Origin of the sequence: Clostridioides sp. ES-S-0048-02 (assembly GCF_020658495.1) — a bacterium.
In the GTDB taxonomy this organism is placed as follows: Bacteria; Bacillota; Clostridia; order Peptostreptococcales; family Peptostreptococcaceae; genus Clostridioides.
Genome location: NZ_JACVWH010000009.1, coordinates 44,258 through 61,945, shown reverse-complemented (window position 1 = coordinate 61,945; position 17,688 = coordinate 44,258). Strand labels below are relative to the sequence as shown.

16 protein-coding genes, 1 riboswitch and 1 other annotated feature are annotated in these 17,688 nt (G+C 27.7%); of the genes, 7 read left to right on the top strand and 9 right to left on the bottom strand.

The features are described 5' to 3' along the window. Positions 1 to 79 precede the first annotated feature (79 nt). Entirely contained in the window at positions 80 to 820 is a 741-nt protein-coding gene (locus IC173_RS12895; protein WP_227433223.1) for a helix-turn-helix transcriptional regulator, read from the top strand. A 313-nt stretch (positions 821 to 1,133) separates the two neighbouring features. Beyond that, entirely contained in the window at positions 1,134 to 2,753 is a 1,620-nt protein-coding gene (locus tag IC173_RS12890) for a Na/Pi cotransporter family protein (protein ID WP_227855691.1), read from the top strand. Between the two features lie 149 nt (positions 2,754 to 2,902). Here the strand turns inward: IC173_RS12890 and IC173_RS12885 are convergent, their stop codons facing one another. Then, positions 2,903 to 5,809 (bottom strand): EAL domain-containing protein, encoded by a 2,907-nt coding sequence (locus tag IC173_RS12885; protein WP_227855690.1) that lies wholly within the window; start codon positions 5,807 to 5,809, stop codon positions 2,903 to 2,905. 302 nt (positions 5,810 to 6,111) lie between these two features. Further along, on the bottom strand, positions 6,112 to 6,393 hold the full coding sequence (locus IC173_RS12880; protein WP_004454426.1) for a hypothetical protein: 282 nt from the start codon (positions 6,391 to 6,393) through the stop codon (positions 6,112 to 6,114). Positions 6,394 to 6,704: 311 nt separating this feature from the next. Between IC173_RS12880 and IC173_RS12875 the strand changes: the two genes are divergently transcribed. The 3 genes from IC173_RS12875 to IC173_RS12865 all read left to right on the top strand — a co-directional run bounded on the left by IC173_RS12875 (position 6,705) and on the right by IC173_RS12865 (position 8,415). Then, complete coding sequence (locus IC173_RS12875) at positions 6,705 to 7,514, top strand: helix-turn-helix transcriptional regulator (RefSeq protein ID WP_227433220.1); 810 nt, start codon at positions 6,705 to 6,707, stop codon at positions 7,512 to 7,514. 41 nt (positions 7,515 to 7,555) lie between these two features. Continuing rightward, positions 7,556 to 7,822, top strand: a complete 267-nt coding sequence (locus IC173_RS12870; RefSeq protein WP_227483233.1) for a DUF3795 domain-containing protein — start codon at positions 7,556 to 7,558, stop codon at positions 7,820 to 7,822. Between the two features lie 392 nt (positions 7,823 to 8,214). Further along, positions 8,215 to 8,415, top strand: a complete 201-nt coding sequence (locus IC173_RS12865) for a cold-shock protein (RefSeq protein ID WP_227433218.1) — start codon at positions 8,215 to 8,217, stop codon at positions 8,413 to 8,415. A gap of 246 nt (positions 8,416 to 8,661) precedes the next feature. On the opposite strand, the gene IC173_RS12860 is transcribed toward IC173_RS12865, so the two are convergent. Together IC173_RS12860 and IC173_RS12855 are read right to left on the bottom strand one after the other, a co-directional pair. Beyond that, positions 8,662 to 9,351: a radical SAM protein gene (locus IC173_RS12860; protein WP_227855689.1), complete on the bottom strand. Its 690-nt coding sequence runs from the start codon at positions 9,349 to 9,351 to the stop codon at positions 8,662 to 8,664. An 18-nt stretch (positions 9,352 to 9,369) separates the two neighbouring features. Beyond that, positions 9,370 to 10,077, bottom strand: coding sequence for a B3/4 domain-containing protein (locus tag IC173_RS12855; RefSeq protein ID WP_227855688.1), 708 nt, complete (start codon positions 10,075 to 10,077; stop codon positions 9,370 to 9,372). A gap of 63 nt (positions 10,078 to 10,140) precedes the next feature. Beyond that, a riboswitch (guanidine-I (ykkC/yxkD leader) is annotated at positions 10,141 to 10,235 on the bottom strand. 293 nt (positions 10,236 to 10,528) lie between these two features. On the opposite strand from IC173_RS12855, the gene IC173_RS12850 reads away from it, so the two are divergent. Together IC173_RS12850 and IC173_RS12845 are read left to right on the top strand one after the other, a co-directional pair. Beyond that, positions 10,529 to 11,284, top strand: a complete 756-nt coding sequence (locus IC173_RS12850; protein ID WP_227855687.1) for a lysophospholipid acyltransferase family protein — start codon at positions 10,529 to 10,531, stop codon at positions 11,282 to 11,284. 71 nt (positions 11,285 to 11,355) lie between these two features. After that, positions 11,356 to 11,640, top strand: coding sequence for a transcriptional regulator (locus IC173_RS12845; RefSeq protein ID WP_227433215.1), 285 nt, complete (start codon positions 11,356 to 11,358; stop codon positions 11,638 to 11,640). An 82-nt stretch (positions 11,641 to 11,722) separates the two neighbouring features. Here the strand turns inward: IC173_RS12845 and IC173_RS12840 are convergent, their stop codons facing one another. The 5 genes from IC173_RS12840 to moaC form a co-directional block, all read right to left on the bottom strand. After that, positions 11,723 to 13,267 carry a hydantoinase/oxoprolinase family protein gene (locus tag IC173_RS12840; RefSeq protein ID WP_227855686.1) on the bottom strand — a complete coding sequence of 515 codons (1,545 nt, stop codon included), beginning with the start codon at positions 13,265 to 13,267 and terminating at the stop codon, positions 11,723 to 11,725. 20 nt (positions 13,268 to 13,287) lie between these two features. Next, positions 13,288 to 14,367 carry a DUF917 domain-containing protein gene (locus IC173_RS12835; protein ID WP_227433213.1) on the bottom strand — a complete coding sequence of 360 codons (1,080 nt, stop codon included), beginning with the start codon at positions 14,365 to 14,367 and terminating at the stop codon, positions 13,288 to 13,290. A 53-nt stretch (positions 14,368 to 14,420) separates the two neighbouring features. Beyond that, the gene (locus tag IC173_RS12830) at positions 14,421 to 15,710 is read right to left on the bottom strand and encodes a cytosine permease (RefSeq protein ID WP_227433212.1); all 1,290 of its coding nucleotides are present in this window, start codon (positions 15,708 to 15,710) and stop codon (positions 14,421 to 14,423) included. Between the two features lie 162 nt (positions 15,711 to 15,872). Further along, positions 15,873 to 16,084 (bottom strand) — a binding site (T-box leader). A gap of 661 nt (positions 16,085 to 16,745) precedes the next feature. Further along, on the bottom strand, positions 16,746 to 17,180 hold the full coding sequence (locus IC173_RS12820) for an MOSC domain-containing protein (protein WP_227433211.1): 435 nt from the start codon (positions 17,178 to 17,180) through the stop codon (positions 16,746 to 16,748). 34 nt (positions 17,181 to 17,214) lie between these two features. After that, positions 17,215 to 17,685 (bottom strand): cyclic pyranopterin monophosphate synthase MoaC, encoded by a 471-nt coding sequence (moaC, locus tag IC173_RS12815; protein ID WP_227433210.1) that lies wholly within the window; start codon positions 17,683 to 17,685, stop codon positions 17,215 to 17,217. Between the last annotated feature and the right edge of the window lie 3 nt (positions 17,686 to 17,688).

The window sequence follows — 17,688 nt, the reverse complement described above, 5'->3', positions numbered from 1 at the left end:
ACGCGATATGTTTTTTAAATTCTTAACTATATTTGTTTTTTTATAAAAATATTTGTATAAATTTAGATGAGGTGATTTTTTGAAATGTTTTAAAGATGATATAGAACTTATCATTAATGATTTTTTTGACTGTTGTAATATCCCAACAAAAGTGATTAATAAGGATTTAAAAGAACTTTGTAGTGTTGGCTACAGTGATAAACTAGAAATATACTTTTCAAGTTTAAACATATTCAATAATATAAAAAGCACAGATTTTATATCTAATAAAAACTTATCCTATATAATGTTAAGTTTTTGCAATGACATACAATTTTTAATTATGCCAATACATAAATTTGATATTTCTAGTGGCTATTTTGTTATAGGGCCTTTTAAATCATGCATTAATAATGATATTGAGTTTTCTGATATACCATTTAAGCCTCTATCATGTGTAGATTATATATCAAATCTTTTATCAGAAATATGTAATGATAAAATGAAACACAAACCAGCTCTTAGTTTTTATGTAAAAAAAACTATCGATTATATTCATAAAAACTACTCAGAGGATATAACAGTAAGTGATATATGTAATGATTTACAACTTAATAAAAGTTATTTTTGCTCCCTATTTAAAAAAGAAAGTGGATATACATTTACTAACTTTCTCAATAAGGTTCGAGTCGAAAAAAGTAAAAAATATTTGCTTCGAGAAGACATGTCTATTTTAGATGTTGCTGTATTTGTTGGGTTCAATAGCCAAAATTATTATAGTATGGTTTTTAAAAAGTTCAACAACCTTACACCAATTGAATATAAAAATATTTATAATTAAAAAATATCATTCTGCAAAGGATGATATTTTTTAATTATAAATATTTTGACGAAAACAGTTAATTCTTTGTTAAGTTGACTTTATCCAAAATATGCTAAATATCACCTTAAGTATTTAAATTACTATATGATATAAGTTTTCTCAAATTAACAACAACTTAAAGATTTAACATTCTCTTAACCTATACTTAACAAAACGTTAATATTTAAATTGACAAAATTTGTTATTCTATATTATGGAAACGATAAATTTTAGTTAATAAAGTTTATAATTCATATAAAAAATTTATTAATTTCTTAAGGGAGGAAATATCGTGAATATAGCAGTTAGTCTTATCGGTGGACTTGGACTTTTTCTTTATGGAATGAGTTTAATGGGAGAAGGTTTACAAAAATCGGCAGGAGACAAATTAAAGAAAATCATCGAACTCTTAACAAGTAATGTTGTTATGGGTGTATTGGTGGGTACAGTTGTTACAGGTATCATACAAAGTTCAAGTGCTACTACTGTAATGGTTGTAGGTTTTGTAAATGCAGGAATAATGAATCTAAGTCAAGCCATTGGTGTAATAATGGGTGCAAATATAGGTACTACTGTTACTGCCCAATTAGTTTCATTTAATCTTGAAGGAATAGCCCCAATTGCATTAGGTATAGGTATAGTATTTTATTTATTTACATCAAATCAAAAAACAAAACACTTAGCTGAAATACTTATTGGTTTTGGTATATTATTTACAGGTATGGAATTTATGAAAGATGCAGTAGCTCCACTTGCTGAGTATAAGGGATTTACTGATACACTCTTATATTTTAGTAAAAATCCTATCCTTGGTATATTAGCAGGATTTGCAATCACTGGTATCATACAAAGTTCAAGTGCTTCTATGGGTATGCTAATAGCTTTAGCTTCTCAAGGAATACTTCCTCTATCAGCTGCTTTACCTATACTTTATGGAGATAATATTGGTACTTGTGTTACTTCACTTTTATCAAGTGTTGGTGCAAATAGAAATGCTAGACGTGCAGCTGTAATGCATTTAAGCTTTAATGTCATTGGTACAATAATATTTATGCTTGTTTTAAATAAACCTATATCAGCAATAGTTACTCGTTTTGACCCAACTGACACAGCTAGACAAATAGCAAATGCACATACTTTATTTAATCTTACAAATGTTATAATATTATTGCCATTTTCTAAATACATAGTTAAATTAGCAAATAAACTTATACCTATTAAGGAAACTGAGTCAGAAATTGTAAACAATACTAAGTACTTAGATGAAAGAATGTTTAGTACTCCATCTATAGCACTTGGTAATACTGTACAAGAAGTTGTTAGAATGGGCCATAAGGCTACAAACTCTTTAGAACATTCAATTGCAGGTTTTTTAAATAAAAGTAGTGAGGATATTAAGAAAACTTTTGAGTCTGAAAAAGTTGTTAATAAATTGCAAAAAGATATATTAAATTACTTGTTAAAACTTTCTAAAGAACCACTCAGAGATGATGAACGATTTAGAACAGATTTACTTTTCAATACAGTAAATGATATCGAAAGAGTATCTGACCATGCTGAAAATATAGCTGAATTGGCTATGACTGTTAAAGAAATGAATGTTAACTTTTCTGATAGTGCAATAAAAGAAATCTATGAAATATACAATAAAACTATGACTAACTTTAAGGATGCTTTAGTAGTTTTAGATGTAAAAGATTTTGAATTAGCAAACAAAGTTTTAGAAGTTGAAAATGAAGTAAATTACTTAGAAAAAACTTTTAGAAATTCTCATATGATTAGATTAAATAATGGTAGTTGTACAATTGATGCTGGTGTACTTTACCTTGACTTACTTACTAACTTAGAAAGAATTTCTGACCATTCAACAAATATAGTAAAACAAGTTTTAAAACTTAAACAGAAAATATAATGACTACAATTTGTATTTAATTTTAATTAACTACTTAATATAATAAAAAGCTATAAATAATAATTCTATTATTTATAGCTTTTTCAATTTAGTTAATATAAATTTAGAATAGGTATTTTTCTTTTTCTCTTATATAATAAACGAGTACCTTAAACATTTGATTTGATTTTAAGCACAGGATTTTTTAATAATTGCTCAAAATCATCTTGTGGCATTGGCTTTGCATAAAAATATCCTTGTGCCAAATAACATCCAATTTTTTTTAGTATTCTCACTTGTTCTATACTTTCTACCCCTTCACATATAACTTTCATATTTAATTCTTTTGCCATATTTACCACTCCACGCACGACAGCTTGTTCACGACTACCATGCATTCCTTTTTGTATAAATGTACGGTCCAACTTAATTATATCAACAGAAAATTGTTGTAATAAGCCAAGAGAGGAATATCCAGAACCAAAATCATCTATAGAAATAGGAAATTCTGATTCTCTTAGTTGATTAAAATGACTCAAAATCTGATTGAGATTTTCAACAAAAATACTTTCTGTGACTTCTATTTCAAGGTATTTGTGAGGTATTTTATAGGAATCCGCTATTTCTATCAATTTTTCTGAGAAGCTTTCATTATTAAAATGAATTCTGGAAAAATTGCAGGATACTGGACTAATATTTAATCCCAAATCCATCCATCTCTTTAACATTTTGCAGACTTCTTCATAGATATAAAAGTCAATTTCTACCACAAATCCGTTTTTTTCAAAATAAGGAATGAATTTTGCAGGACTTATTATACCTTTATGTGGATAATTCCATCTTACCAATGCTTCACTTCCTACCAATTTATTTGTATTCATATCTACCTTTGGTTGAAAGTATGGAACAAACTCTCCTTGTTCTAAGGCTATTTGCATTCTATCTGTTAAGTTTCTTTGATGTAGCCCTTCCTCTCTCATAGTCATATCATAAAGTACAACACAACTTTTGTGAGTTATTTCTGTATTTCTTCTTGCATAATTTGCTAGGTCAAGCATGAGAGATATATCATGTTTTTCAACTTCATCTACTATATATACACCAAATACAAGAATAAGTTGGTAAGTTTTTCTCATTTTTTCTACCCAACCATTTAATTGATTATCAATCTTGAAGAGACGTTCTTCTAAGCACTCCCAACTATCGTATTTTAATAACATAACAAATTGGTCTGCAGAAACGCGAGCACAAGATTCTTCAAAAGATACAGAATCTTGTAAAGCTTTAGCTAGTGCACAAAGTATTTCATCTCCTTCTGAAAAACCTAAAGTGTCATTAATCATTCGAAATTGTTTTATATCTAAATAAACAATCACATATGAACCACTTTCTGCACTTCTTAAACTCTTAATAGCTTCTTTACAAAATTTATTTAAATTCCAAATTCCTGTAAGACTATCTCGGTATAACAAACTCTCAATACGTTTATTATTTTTTGACTTTAATAAAAGTAGAAAACTCAAAAGTATAATAATAATAGCTGATACTATAATAACGCCTCCAATAATTGCCATTGGATGCTGGTGGATAATATCTTGCCAAGTTATATCATATTGAATTATCGTATTTTTTAAAATTATTCTGTCCATTTGTTCTGTTGACATATATTGAATACATTTATCTAGTATAGAAAATAACCTCGAATCTGCAGAATCAGAAATACCAATACTTATTTCTTCTGCATAGTTTGTCAAGGTCGAAACAGAAAATTTTTCATAACGAGGATTGGACAATAGATAATCTGCAATATATGTATTTACATAAACAGCATCCACTTTATCCTTTAATACAGCCTCAAAACATTCTTTTGGAGAATTATAATACTCTATAGTTCTATCTAGTTTCCCATCTTCAGTAATATTTTGTCCAATTAAAGAACCATTTACAGCTGCCACTTTTTTAATTTCATTTTCTTTTTCTCCACTAACTAAAACTACTGGAGCACGTAAATAATACTGCGTTGTTCTTATATTGTTTTTTTGGTTGTTAATATAATCGTTTTCCATACCACAAACTATAGATATTCTAGAATCTTTTGATACTTGAAGAGCTTCACTATAACTTTTTGCAGAAACAAATCTAAATTTTAAGCCAGTGTTATTTGTAATTTCCTTAAATAAATCAGCAACCACACCAGAAAACTCACCTGTTTTTGAATCACCATATTCTAGTGGTATCTTTGTAGAATCATAAACAGCTGAAATTTCACCAGATTGTTGTATATATTCTTGCTCATCTTTTGTAAATACTGGCTTCTGAGCAGTACTTATAGAAAAATATTTATTATATAATTTTGTTTCATAACTTGAATTCCTAAGTGTCAATGTATTCAAAGCAGAATTCAGTTGAGATAATAAATCCAGTTTCTTATTTGAAACCACAGTATAGAGTGGCTCTGGAGAAAATTGTGCTACACTTTTAAATGTACTAGTCCGACCAAGATGTGTTATAGCAACACCATCAAGATTTCCATTTTTTAAATCTCTTAATAAATCATCTGTTTCTTTATAAGATATAATTTTAACTTCAAAATCATTTGTTTTACAATATTCTTTAAAGTTTTCAGCATCCTTACTATTACTAATAACACCTACTTTCATATCCTGAAATGAATCAAAATCCTCATAATCATAACGAGTATCATCCACTTTTACATTTAAAGTTGTATAGATATTACACATTGGTAGTGTTGGAAAAAGCATTTCTTTTGTACGTTCTTTTGTATAATAGACACTAGGAAGAACATCTATCTCACCTGATTTTAACATTTCAAGAGCATTTTCCCAACTTTTACAATCTACTATTTCATATTTCCAGTTAGTGTACTTAGTAATTTCTTGTAAGTATTCAAAATTAAATCCTATATACTCTCCATTTTCATTTCGACTCATATAATCGCCATCATCATAATACCCGACTTTAACTGGAACCCTATCTGAAGCAGAGTTAATTTTTATTGGAAAAGAAAGAAAAATCATACAAACAATCAGAATCAATTGATAGGTTTTTAACTTCAAAATTTTGTCCTCCTCCCTCTTAGTAGCTATATTATATCATTTTCAATAGAAAAATAGAATATACTGCCAATTGTTTAACTTTCAAAATACGTCTAAAATATATATTACAAGTGAGAATACAGAAAACTTAACTTATATAAATATACTATTATTTTATATCTATCACACATAATAAGAATACTTAAAAAGCTATATGAATTTGCAAAATAACAAATTTATATAGCTTTTAACATGGTAAAATAATTCATTTTTTATATAATCTTTTTATAATTACATCAAATTGAAATTCCTATAAATTAATTTTATTGCACAATTGATACTTTAATAATATCCCCATTTTTTCTTTCTAGATGAACCACTTCTCCAGTTAAATCATAGTCAAATGCCTTAACTAGTATTTCAGTAACTTTTTTACCATCAACTACATCATCTTTTCCATTAAATAAATCTAAAGCATTGTTTTCAATCATTCTCTTTGCAAAATTTACAGGTAATTTTATATGTATTTTGTCGCCTGTATGTGATAGAACTCTTATTCTTAAAAACTTTTCTAAATTATTTCTTGGTATTTGTTTTGATGCCATTCTATTAAATCACTCTCCCTTATTTTTTATTTAATAATAAATTTTATTCTTAAAAATATCTTTATATGTATCTATTATAAAAGTAACACCATTATTTTCTGTGTTTAGTTTATACCTAACTCTATCTAATATGCCAGTTTCATGAATGCATATATTTTTTTTAATAATTGTACATTTTTAGACTTTATTTTATAATTATTCTATATACTTTATACTCTCAATGAAACTTTTTTATCAGAATGTTTTATTACATAAAATACTAAAATTAAACTAATCTATTTATCACTAAATAGTATCAGGGGGATATACTTATGATAGAAAAAATTAAAAACATGCTAAAAAATCACAATCATGATATATATATTTCACCACATAAATTATTAAGACCATATATAGCTCACTATACAATAACTTTTCCAGATAAAAATTCTATAGAAAACTTGACATTGATACCTGATGCCAGTGGATGCATCGTATTTGAATTTAGTAAAAAAGATATAACTAGCAAATTTTGGGGTGCTACAACAAAAACTATTATTGTAAAAAATGATATAGAAAATGTACTATTTAGAGTATTTGTTGAATTTCTTCCATGTGGAGTATACTATTTAACAGGTTTTCCTCAGATAGAATCAGCCGATTTAATAATCCCTGTTAAAGACTTTAACACTCAACTTGATTTCGAAACTAATTCTATCTTTGAAAAGTCCAATACTCTTAAAGAACTCATTGAACAATTCGATAGGTTATTTTTATCGTACTTATTTAAATCTAATATAAAAGATTTAACAATACCAATTCTTATAGATGCTAGGAAACAAAACTCTATTATGTCTGTTAAAAATATTGCTCAAATTAGTTGTTATAGTGAACGCCATTTAAATAGGATTTTTAATAATTCTCTTGGTATGAGTGTTAAGACATACCTTAGATTACTACGTATAAATACAGTACTACAAGAAATACAAAGTAATAATATATCATTTACAACTTTAGCTCAAAATATAGGTTATTATGACCAATCTCACTTTATAAATGATTTTAAATCTATTTGTGGTGTTAATCCAACAACCTATATAAAAAATTTGTCTGATTTTTACAATGAGAAATATAAATTTTAACATATGATTATATTAAAGTTTATATTTGAGGAGGATTTAAAATGATAGAATCAAGATGTGGAATTTTGTGTTGTGAATGTAAGTATAAGGAAGATGTAAATTGCGCTGGATGTACAAATATTGATAAACCTTTTTGGTCTGAAGAATGTCCTGTAAAATCATGTTGTGAGAATAAAAATCTTACACATTGTGGCCTATGTGATACATTTCCATGTGAAATATTAACTCAATTTGCATATGATAAAGAACAAGGTGATGATGGAAAAAGAATTTCTCAATGTGAAAAATGGGCTTCTCTAGCTTTATAATAGTATCATATTTATATATTTTATATTGTATATAAATTAAAATATTAATACCTTAATACATAATTGTATATTCTCTAAGATAGATAGCTATTATTCAATATAAAATAATAGCTATCTATTTTTTTCACAAATAAACATTGATTTTTAAATCTCTTAATTTTATATTTTAATATTTATGTCAATTAAATGTTAGTAAAGTATTTTATCTGCATTTACACCAATATATAGTAACACAAAGCTTTTCAATTTTTTATGGTTAAGCATAATCAAAAAATGTTAACTAAAAATTACAATTAAGTAGACATTTGTATTAATCTATGATACAATAGTATTTGTGGTAATACACAATTAAATCAAGTATATCTTGATATAGGTTAATAGGAGTATTTTTAATGAATAATGGAATAGTGAAATGGTTTAACAACGAAAAAGGATTTGGTTTTATAACAGTAGAAGGTGGAGATGATGTATTTGCTCATTTCTCAGCTATACAAACTTCAGGATTTAAATCATTAGAAGAAGGTCAAAAAGTAAGCTTTGATATAGTTAAAGGTGCTAGAGGTCAGCAAGCAGAAAACATAACTATATTATAATTATATAGATTTTTTCGGAAAAGACTCTTTTAAGAGTCTTTTTTTATTGGTAATATACAATATAATTATTAATTAAGTAAATAATATTATTTGGACAAATAAAAAAATCCCTCTCCTAAATATAAAATACTCTTCATAAATAAGGGTTAATTCAGTAAAGATATATAGTATATTATATATAAAAAATCCAATAGATTAGCTCTATTAGATTTTTATTTCATATATAAATATTTTTCATTAATGTTTTCAAAAGTTTAATAACGTTTTTGAAATTTTATCAAATTTTTCACTAAATATATCAAATTTTTGCTTAAATTTTTCATCGTTCATTCTTTCAACAATTACTTTATCTGGAGATAATTCATAAATAATACTTTTTATCTTATTAATAGATTCCTCATTATCATTATATTCCTTTATAATTGTTACTTCTAAAATAAATTTTCCTTTATACTGTTTATTAAATAAAATCATATTTGAAATATATTCTTCTAGAGTATATCCTATAATTGGTCTCTGAATTTTTTGAAAATCTTTTTCCGATATTGTTTTTATCTCTCCAATGACTTCATCACACATATTGGCTATTTCTATATATTCGTCTTTACCTAATAAATATCCATTAGAAAGTAATCGTACAGGCACTCTTTTGCGCTTTACTAACTCGATTACATCACAAATTTTATCATTCAATAGTGATTCTCCTTTTGAATTAATGAAAACTAGTTCTGCCTTATGCTTTTCTATTATACTTTCTAATTCTCTAAGTGAGTCATCCATCTTGTCAAATGATTGAAGTGTATCCACTTTATTATATGACCTTCCAATAGGACAGAATATACAATCAAAGTTACAATACTTTTCAGGAAGTATATTTACTTCTAATACTCTTTTTCCATCCTCAATATAAATATCTTTATAACTAAAACCACTCATTACTCTATCCTCTCAAAATTAATTTATTGATACTTCTTTATTATTAATATCTAAAATTGAAATTTTACATGTTCCACCTAAATTTTCTTGAACTGTTTTCGCCAAATAATTCAAGGCATTCTCAAATTCTTCAAATCTACTTTCATCTACTAATTCAATACATAAAAATGCATTATTTGTATTTTCAGTAAGCATTGCCCTCACTGCTTCACGCCAATTCCAACATCTACAAATTGCACCTTCATTATCTTTATAGACTATCTCACCTTCATATGGAGATGAGTTTTCTTCTGTTCCTAATGGTATAAATTCTTCATTTCCAACTGCTCTAGTCAACCTAATATCTCCCATAAATTTGTCTATGTCTTCTCCACCACAAGGCAATGCATATTTTAGCGAAATAGAATTGTAAATATCCACTAAGGGGTTAATAGTTGCTATATGATTTCCATTATGAACTCTTTTTAGCAATGCCTCAATAGATGACCTTGCTCCTTTTTTCGTTTTAAATTTTTTGAATGCTTCTCTCCATACTTTAATTACTTGGTTATTGCTAAATTCTAAATCCTTCAAGTGTTTTAATGCCTCTTTTTCTCCCTGCAAAATCATTTCCTTGTATTCTTCTTTATCCTTTATAGAGTTGTCTATGTCCTTACAAATAACAACTCCTATCTTTGAACTAGGAAATAGGTTCCAAAACTCATCCTCAACAACAAATTTTTTCATTAGAATACCTCCTCAACTTTAAAATATATAAAAATAAAAAAGCCTACAGAAATATTATTAAATATCTCCCAGGCTTTTATCCTTCCGTGTACACAATAACTGTGCGTTTTCTCTTGGACCTACCCATTATAAAATGCGGAACCCTAGAAAACTAAACTATATATTTTTGTAATTTATAAAATACAAATAAATTTTAGCATAATATAAGATTTAAAACAATACTATATTGGATTCTTATATTTGTACAAAATAATATTTAAAGGTTATTTAGCTAATCTAATAGAATACTACATTATTGATATAATTTTATTAATAAAATTATAAGTATAAAAATTTCAGAATAAGTCTATTTTAAATGTAAGTTATAAATCCCAATTAAAATAGACTTAAATTTCATTTTATGTTAAAATCTTTACAGTAATAAACAATTTTATTTTAAGGAGATAATTTTATGAATAATTACTTAAAATTTGCTACATATCAGCTCATAGGCTTTACATCTTCTATACCTAAACTTATAAAAATCAAAAAAAATCCAGATAAATTTAGCTTAAAAGAAAAATTTGAATTTATGCAAAAACAAGCTAAAAAATCTTTAGATATAGTAAATATAGACCTTAATATACTTGGCAAAGAAACATTACCAAAAGAACCAATCTTATTTGTTGTAAATCATTCAAGTATGCTTGATAGTTTTATCCTAGCAGCAAGTGTAGAAAGACCAATTGGATGTGTAATTGCAGATGAGCCAGTTTGGAGAAATATACCTATATTTAAAGAATGGGCGAAGTTGTTACGATGTGTATATGTAAACAGAAAAAATAATAGAGAAGGGATTAAAAGTATTGCTGAAGCCTCACAAAATATACTTACAGGTCAGAGTATGGCAGTGTTTCCAGAAGGAGATTTAACCTGGATTAAAGAACCAAATTCTCTAGTATCAGATTTTAGAAGTGGAGCCTTAAAAATAGCATATAAAGCAAAGTGTCCTATTGTTCCATTAGTCATAAAAAATTCAAAAGATACTTATGAAGGATATCAACCTATTGGTAAAATTAACTCTGTTCCTGTTGAAGTTGAATTCCTAGAACCAATTTATGACCATATTAAAAATCCTAGACTAAAATCTTCTGTATTAGGAGAAAATATTAAAAAAAATATGATAAACAAAATAGAAAGTTTTAGAAAAACAAATAAAAACTTTTAAAGAATTTTAACATTAAAATTTATTGACTAGAAAAAATTTTAATGTTAAAATTTTTTTAAGAGGTGATTAAGATGGCAAAAAATACAAAACAAACAACAGTTCACATTGATGAAACATTACTTAAAGAAGTTAAAAGAATAGGAATTAATGAAAATAAAAGTATATCTCAAATAATAAATGAATCAATAATAGATTATGTATTAGTTTACAGAGAAAACGAAGACAAAGAAAAAAATGAACACGATAAAAATTTAAATGATACAATAAATGCTTTTAAAAGAGAGGAAGAAAAAAGAGTTGAGGCAAAAAGTGCTGCTAGAGCTATAGCAGAAGCAAAAAAACGAGTTCTCTACTAATAAATATAAAAAATCGGTACAAACTATGCACCGATTTTTTTATATCTAAAACATATTCAAAAAGACTTAAATTTTCTTTAAATTATATCAAATCTCCAACAACTTTCACTTTTATAAGGAGTGCATTACCTGGAAGATATGCAAGTGGAACATCTTCTATATTTAATACTTCTATAGTATCCTTTTTAGCACCTGCTTTTAAAGCTTTGTTTATGGCTTCTTGTTTTGCGTCTTCTATAGCATCTTCTCTAGACATTTTATCTAAGCTGTACACTTTTTCTACATCCCCACTTATTTGCCCTAAAGCTGCACCAATAGCATTTGCTGCAGTATAATGAGGAGGTCTTATAACATCACTTATACCTTTTAGTTTTTCTGGAACAATTATACTTCCTCCACCAGTTAAAACTAATTCAACATCATTTTGGCTAGTCTTCATTTGGTCTACAGCATCTTCTAGTTTTAAAATTACTTTTTTATATACCTCATCACAATAATCTTTATCTAAATTTTCAACATTATTTTTTCTATCCTCAAATGCCATGCCTAACTTTGTAACAACATCTGATAAAGTTAAAGTATCACCACCAAATATTATTGCATCTTCAGTTATTCTATACCCTACACTCTCAGGACCTATTTTTATATTGTCTTTTTCGCCTTTTACACAAGTTCCTCCAGCAAGTCCAATAGTTAAAACATCAGGCATTCTAAAGTTCGTATGTACTCCTCCAATTGTAACAGGAATTGAAGATTCTCTAGGAAATCCATTGTATAATACACCTAAATCACTCGTAGTTCCTCCAACATCTAGTACTATTGCATTTTTTACTTTTGATAAGAAAGACGCTCCCCTTATAGAATTTGTTATTCCACATCCAATTGTGAAAATAGGATACTTCATTGTGTACTCCAAATTCATTAATGTTCCATCATTTTGACTAAAATATATTTCTGCATCTATTCCTAAATCTTTCAATGCTTTTTCAAATCCTAAAGAAACAGCCTTACCTACTCTAGACAATGCAGAGTTTAAAATTGCTCCGTTTTCTCTTTCCAGTATACCTATATTACCTATTTCATTTGATAAGGATATTGGAATATCACCAAGAATCTCTCTAACCCATTTTGCAACTTCTTCTTCTTGTTGTTTATTTACAGGAGCAAATACTCCACTTATTGCAACACTTTCTACCTTGCCTTTTATCTTATTGCAAAAATCTACAACTTCATCTTTACAAAGTTCATTTATCTTTCTTCCATCAAACTCATAACCACCAGATATCAATATTGAATCTAATTCTATTTTTTCTCTTAAATCTTCTGGCCAATCTATAAATGGTAAAATAGCAGTGGTTGCTGGTTTTCCAATTCTTATCATTGCTACATTATTAAGTCTTTTTCTTTCTACTATTGCATTTGTACAGTGAGTTGTACCAAGCATAGCATATTTTATTAATGAATTGTCAATTTTACTTTCATCTATAACTTTTTTTAAGGCATTATAAACACCAGTTTCAACATCTTTTGTAGTTGCTACTTTAACTGAATGGATTACTTTTAATTCCTTATCCAGTATACAAGCATCTGTATTTGTTCCTCCAACGTCAATTCCTACACGATACATCAAAATTTCCCCCTAAATTTTTATTTTCCTTGTAATTCTTCTACTGTTTTATACTCTACATCATATCCAAAGTATTCAGGTCCAACTGTCTCAATTCCTTTTTTAGTTCTCCATTTTTCATTACAAGGAAAAGCTACTACCATCACACGAGAACCATATTTTATTCTTTCTGTAGTTATTGGGAATCCAGTTTCTAAATCTAATATTGCTATTAAATCTGGCGTAATACAAAGTGGTGTACTACCTTTTTTTGCAATTAGATTTTCATTTTGAAATAGTACAGAGTATTCTCCATCATATCCATTAATTCCAGCGAAGAATGCATGCCCTCTAGTAAAACCACCTTTTAACTCTCTTTTAATATCAACTACTTTTCCTTCAAATAATTTATACCCTTTTAATTCTTTCAATATATTTTCAATAGCACCTTTTGAGTCTGACTTATTCTCAAGTAAAAATCCTCCTATAGTTTCAGCTATAGTCAAGGTATTTCCTATCGCAGCTTTTTTAACTTGAGCTCCACTTAAATTATAGTCACTAATAGAAGAACTTCCTCCCATTTCTACTGTTAAAGTTCTAGCCAATCTTTCTGACCAAATTCCATCAACAGGATAAAGGATGGCTGAATTACCCTTTTCATCAGCCATTACAGCAGGTGATGCTTCATATCCTTCAAGATAAAAAGTTACCATTTGAGCTTCCGGAAACGCTCTACCCATAGAATCTGCATCCAAAATAGGAAGCCCTTTTTTTGCAGCAACTGCTATTGGCATAAGTGAATTTATTCCTCCTATTTCTATAGGAATTATAACATCAACTTTTCTATTCAATAATTTTTCCATTATCTCTAAAGGAGTAGTTAATTCCACTTCAGAAAGTAATTTTTCTATTGTAATTACAGGGGAACCCATACCAGATACTGGTACTACTAAAGCATCATCCTCTAGCTCATCTAAACTAATCACTTTTACAGGCCCATACTTTTTAATTGCTTGTTTTGCAACTAATTTACCTATGTATGGGTCTCCTCCTCCTCCTGTTCCAAGCACTGCTGCGCCAACTGCTATTTTATCCACGCTTTCTTCTGTTAAAAATCTCATGTTACTTTCTCCTCATATTCCAAATTTATTTTATACTTTACAAGCATATTTCATTAAACTGCTTTTTCTGCTTCTTGTTTGTTTTTTGATGAACAAATCACTTTTCCAATAATTGATTGTATTATAAATCCTGCTATAAATCCATCTAAAGGTGCTATAGTAGTAAGAGTTATAAATCCATATGTAGAAAGGTATGTTATTAATATACCAATTATCCAAGATATTATTGAATGTTTAACTATTGGTTTGTATGCTATCCCCTTATCAAATCCTTTAAGTTCTTGTTTTACTATATAATATTCTGCTGTATACACACCACCAACAGGTGCAATAACAATTCCAAGTAAATTTAAAAATCCTATAAATCCTTCATATATTCCAAATACAGCTAATAAAGTTGCTACAACACCAAGAACTATAGTTAATACTTTTTCAGGAGCTTTTTTTAGTACAAGAGCTATACTTAGTGATGCAGAATATACATTGCTTGTATTTGTAGTCCATTGAGCTAATGTAAGTACAATTATACCTGGTATAGCAATTCCTAATGTAATAAAAATTCTCATAATATCTGAAGTACCCATACATTTTACTAATATTATTGATACTACTATCATAAAAGCATTTCCAAATTGTATCCCTAGAAAACTTGAAAGTGCACAATCTCTTCTACTTTTAGCCCAGCGACTTATGTCAGGTGATACTATTGCTCCAACTATTATTATACTCATTGATAGAGAAACTCCACCTGCAAATGTCATAGTCGATTTCATATTATCATCAACTGGAATTCCATTTGCTTTAAAAGCTAAGAATATAGTTAACATCATAAGAATTAATAAGAATGGTACTGAATACACACTTAATTTTTCCATTGCTTTATATCCATAAATAGCTGTACTCATCATCAAAAGGCCACCTATGAGGCTTAAAATTTGCATGCTCACATCTAGATTAAATATATCTTTTATTATTATTTGAGCATTTTGAGCAAAAAAGCCTACTTGAACTCCAAACCATCCTAATAAAGAAACTCCTATAACTAGAGAAAATATTTTTGCTCCAGCTTCTCCAAACACATATTTTGTTATCATAGATGTAGATAAGCTTGTAGATGAACCAACTAAAGAGCATATAGTATACAAAATAGCAGAAAAAAATGAACCTACAATTACTGATAATATTGCTTGTTTCATTGGCATACTTTGAGCTAACTCAGCTCCTAAAATAACAGATGATAAATCCACACCTATTGCTACTAGCACTGAAAACATAGCTACCCAACCACGTTTTTGATTCTCTGGAACCTGTTCCAGGGCATAATTAATTTTTTCTTCTTCCATTTTCATCCCTCCATTAAAATTGTAAAACCATTTAATTTGTTTGTTTTACAATTTTCTAATTTATAAATTTATTAACAACTATATTTTTATAATTTTCATTTAATATATAGTTTTAAATTTTCTGAAATAATTTTATAATAAAAAACGCCTCTTGGAAAAAATCCAAGAGACGAATACCAATCCGTGTTACCACTCTTATTAGTAAAAATTTATTTTACTCACTCATTTTCTTAAGGCGAATTAAACCACTACTACAATAGAACTGTAATAGTATTCTCCAAAGCTCTTTTCACACAAATTTCAATATTAGTTCTCAGCCAAATCTAACTCTCTGTAAAATTCCTTTATGCTACTTTCTTCTTCTGCGAATCTACGTTATTTATTTATGATTTATATCATAATATATATGCAATATTTTGTCAACTTAAAAAGTAAATTACTTGTATTTTTTAGTTTTATATGTAATTTTTTATATTATTACTGTATTTATATTTTGTATTTTTTAAATTTAATAAAAATTTATATTATTTTTATATACAATTGAATATAATTTTACAAATTATTTTCATTTTTTTGTAAAGTTCTACAACCATATTTTACAATTCAGTTAGTATATTCATTTACACTATACCAATCCTTCGCAAGCTTTACAACTAAATCTGGGTGTGTTTTAGAAATGTCATTTAAATTATTAGCAACACTCTTTCGCACATACAGTGATGAGTCGGTTTTTAATTGTTCCAATATAGGTAGAATAGGTGTAGGGTCTTTTTTAAATTTAGTTAGTGCTTAACCCCAAGGCAACTGTGGACGACAACATGAACGTACAGCAAATAATCATATCTCACATTATACAACAGTATGTTATATTGTTAAATCTATCTATTTAAAATACTTCACACTGCACATTCTGAAATATTGTAAAGTATCTACTGACAGTAAAAATGTCCGAACAGCCTATAAAACAAGGCTATACGAACATTTAATAAAATTTTAAAATATAATCAGAAATTTATTTTAAGTTCAATCAAATTTTTATTGAATTATATCTATTGAATCTCCAATACTTATAATTCCTTCCTTTAAAACCTTAACAAAAATTCCTTCACGTGGCATTACACAGTCCCCTGTTAATTTTTTAATTTCACATCCATTATGACACTTTTTACCTATTTGAGTTACTTCAACTTCACATTTGCCTATCTTTAATTTTGTACCAACAGGTAATGAAAACACTTCTATTCCTTCTGTAGTTATATTCTCAGCAAAGTCTCCAAATTTTAATTGGTCAAAACCTCTCATCTTCATTTTATCTATACTTTCTTTTCCAAGTAAACTTATTTGACGATGCCAGTTTCCCGCATGTGCATCTCCAACTATTCCATAATTTATTTTTAGTTCTGCACATTGCACAGGAACCTTAATTACACCCTTTTTGTCACTTATATTTATTGACACTACTTTAGCCATATTTCCTCCAAATTTTCACCCATATATTCTTAAATTATTCAAACTTAAAATCACCTGATTTTCCACCAGTTTTCTCCACAAGATGTATATTGCTTATAACCATCTTTTTATCAACTGCTTTACACATATCATAAATTGTAAGTGCTGCTAAAGAACAAGCATTTAATGCTTCCATTTCTACACCAGTTTTACCAAGTGATTTACAGGTTGCATATATTCTAATAGCAGATATAGAATCATCTATCTCAAATTCCAAATCACATCCAACCAATTTAATTTGATGGCACATTGGTATATTTGAAGATGTATTTTTAGCTCCCATTATCCCTGCAACTTGAGCTACAGATAATACATCTCCCTTTTTTATTTGTCCATTTTTTACCTTTTCTAAAGCTTCTTTACCAAGAGTAATCGTAGCTGTTGCTATAGCAGTTCTCTTTGTATCATCTTTTTCACTTATATCTACCATTTTAGCATACCCTTTTTCATTTATGTGCGTTAACATTAC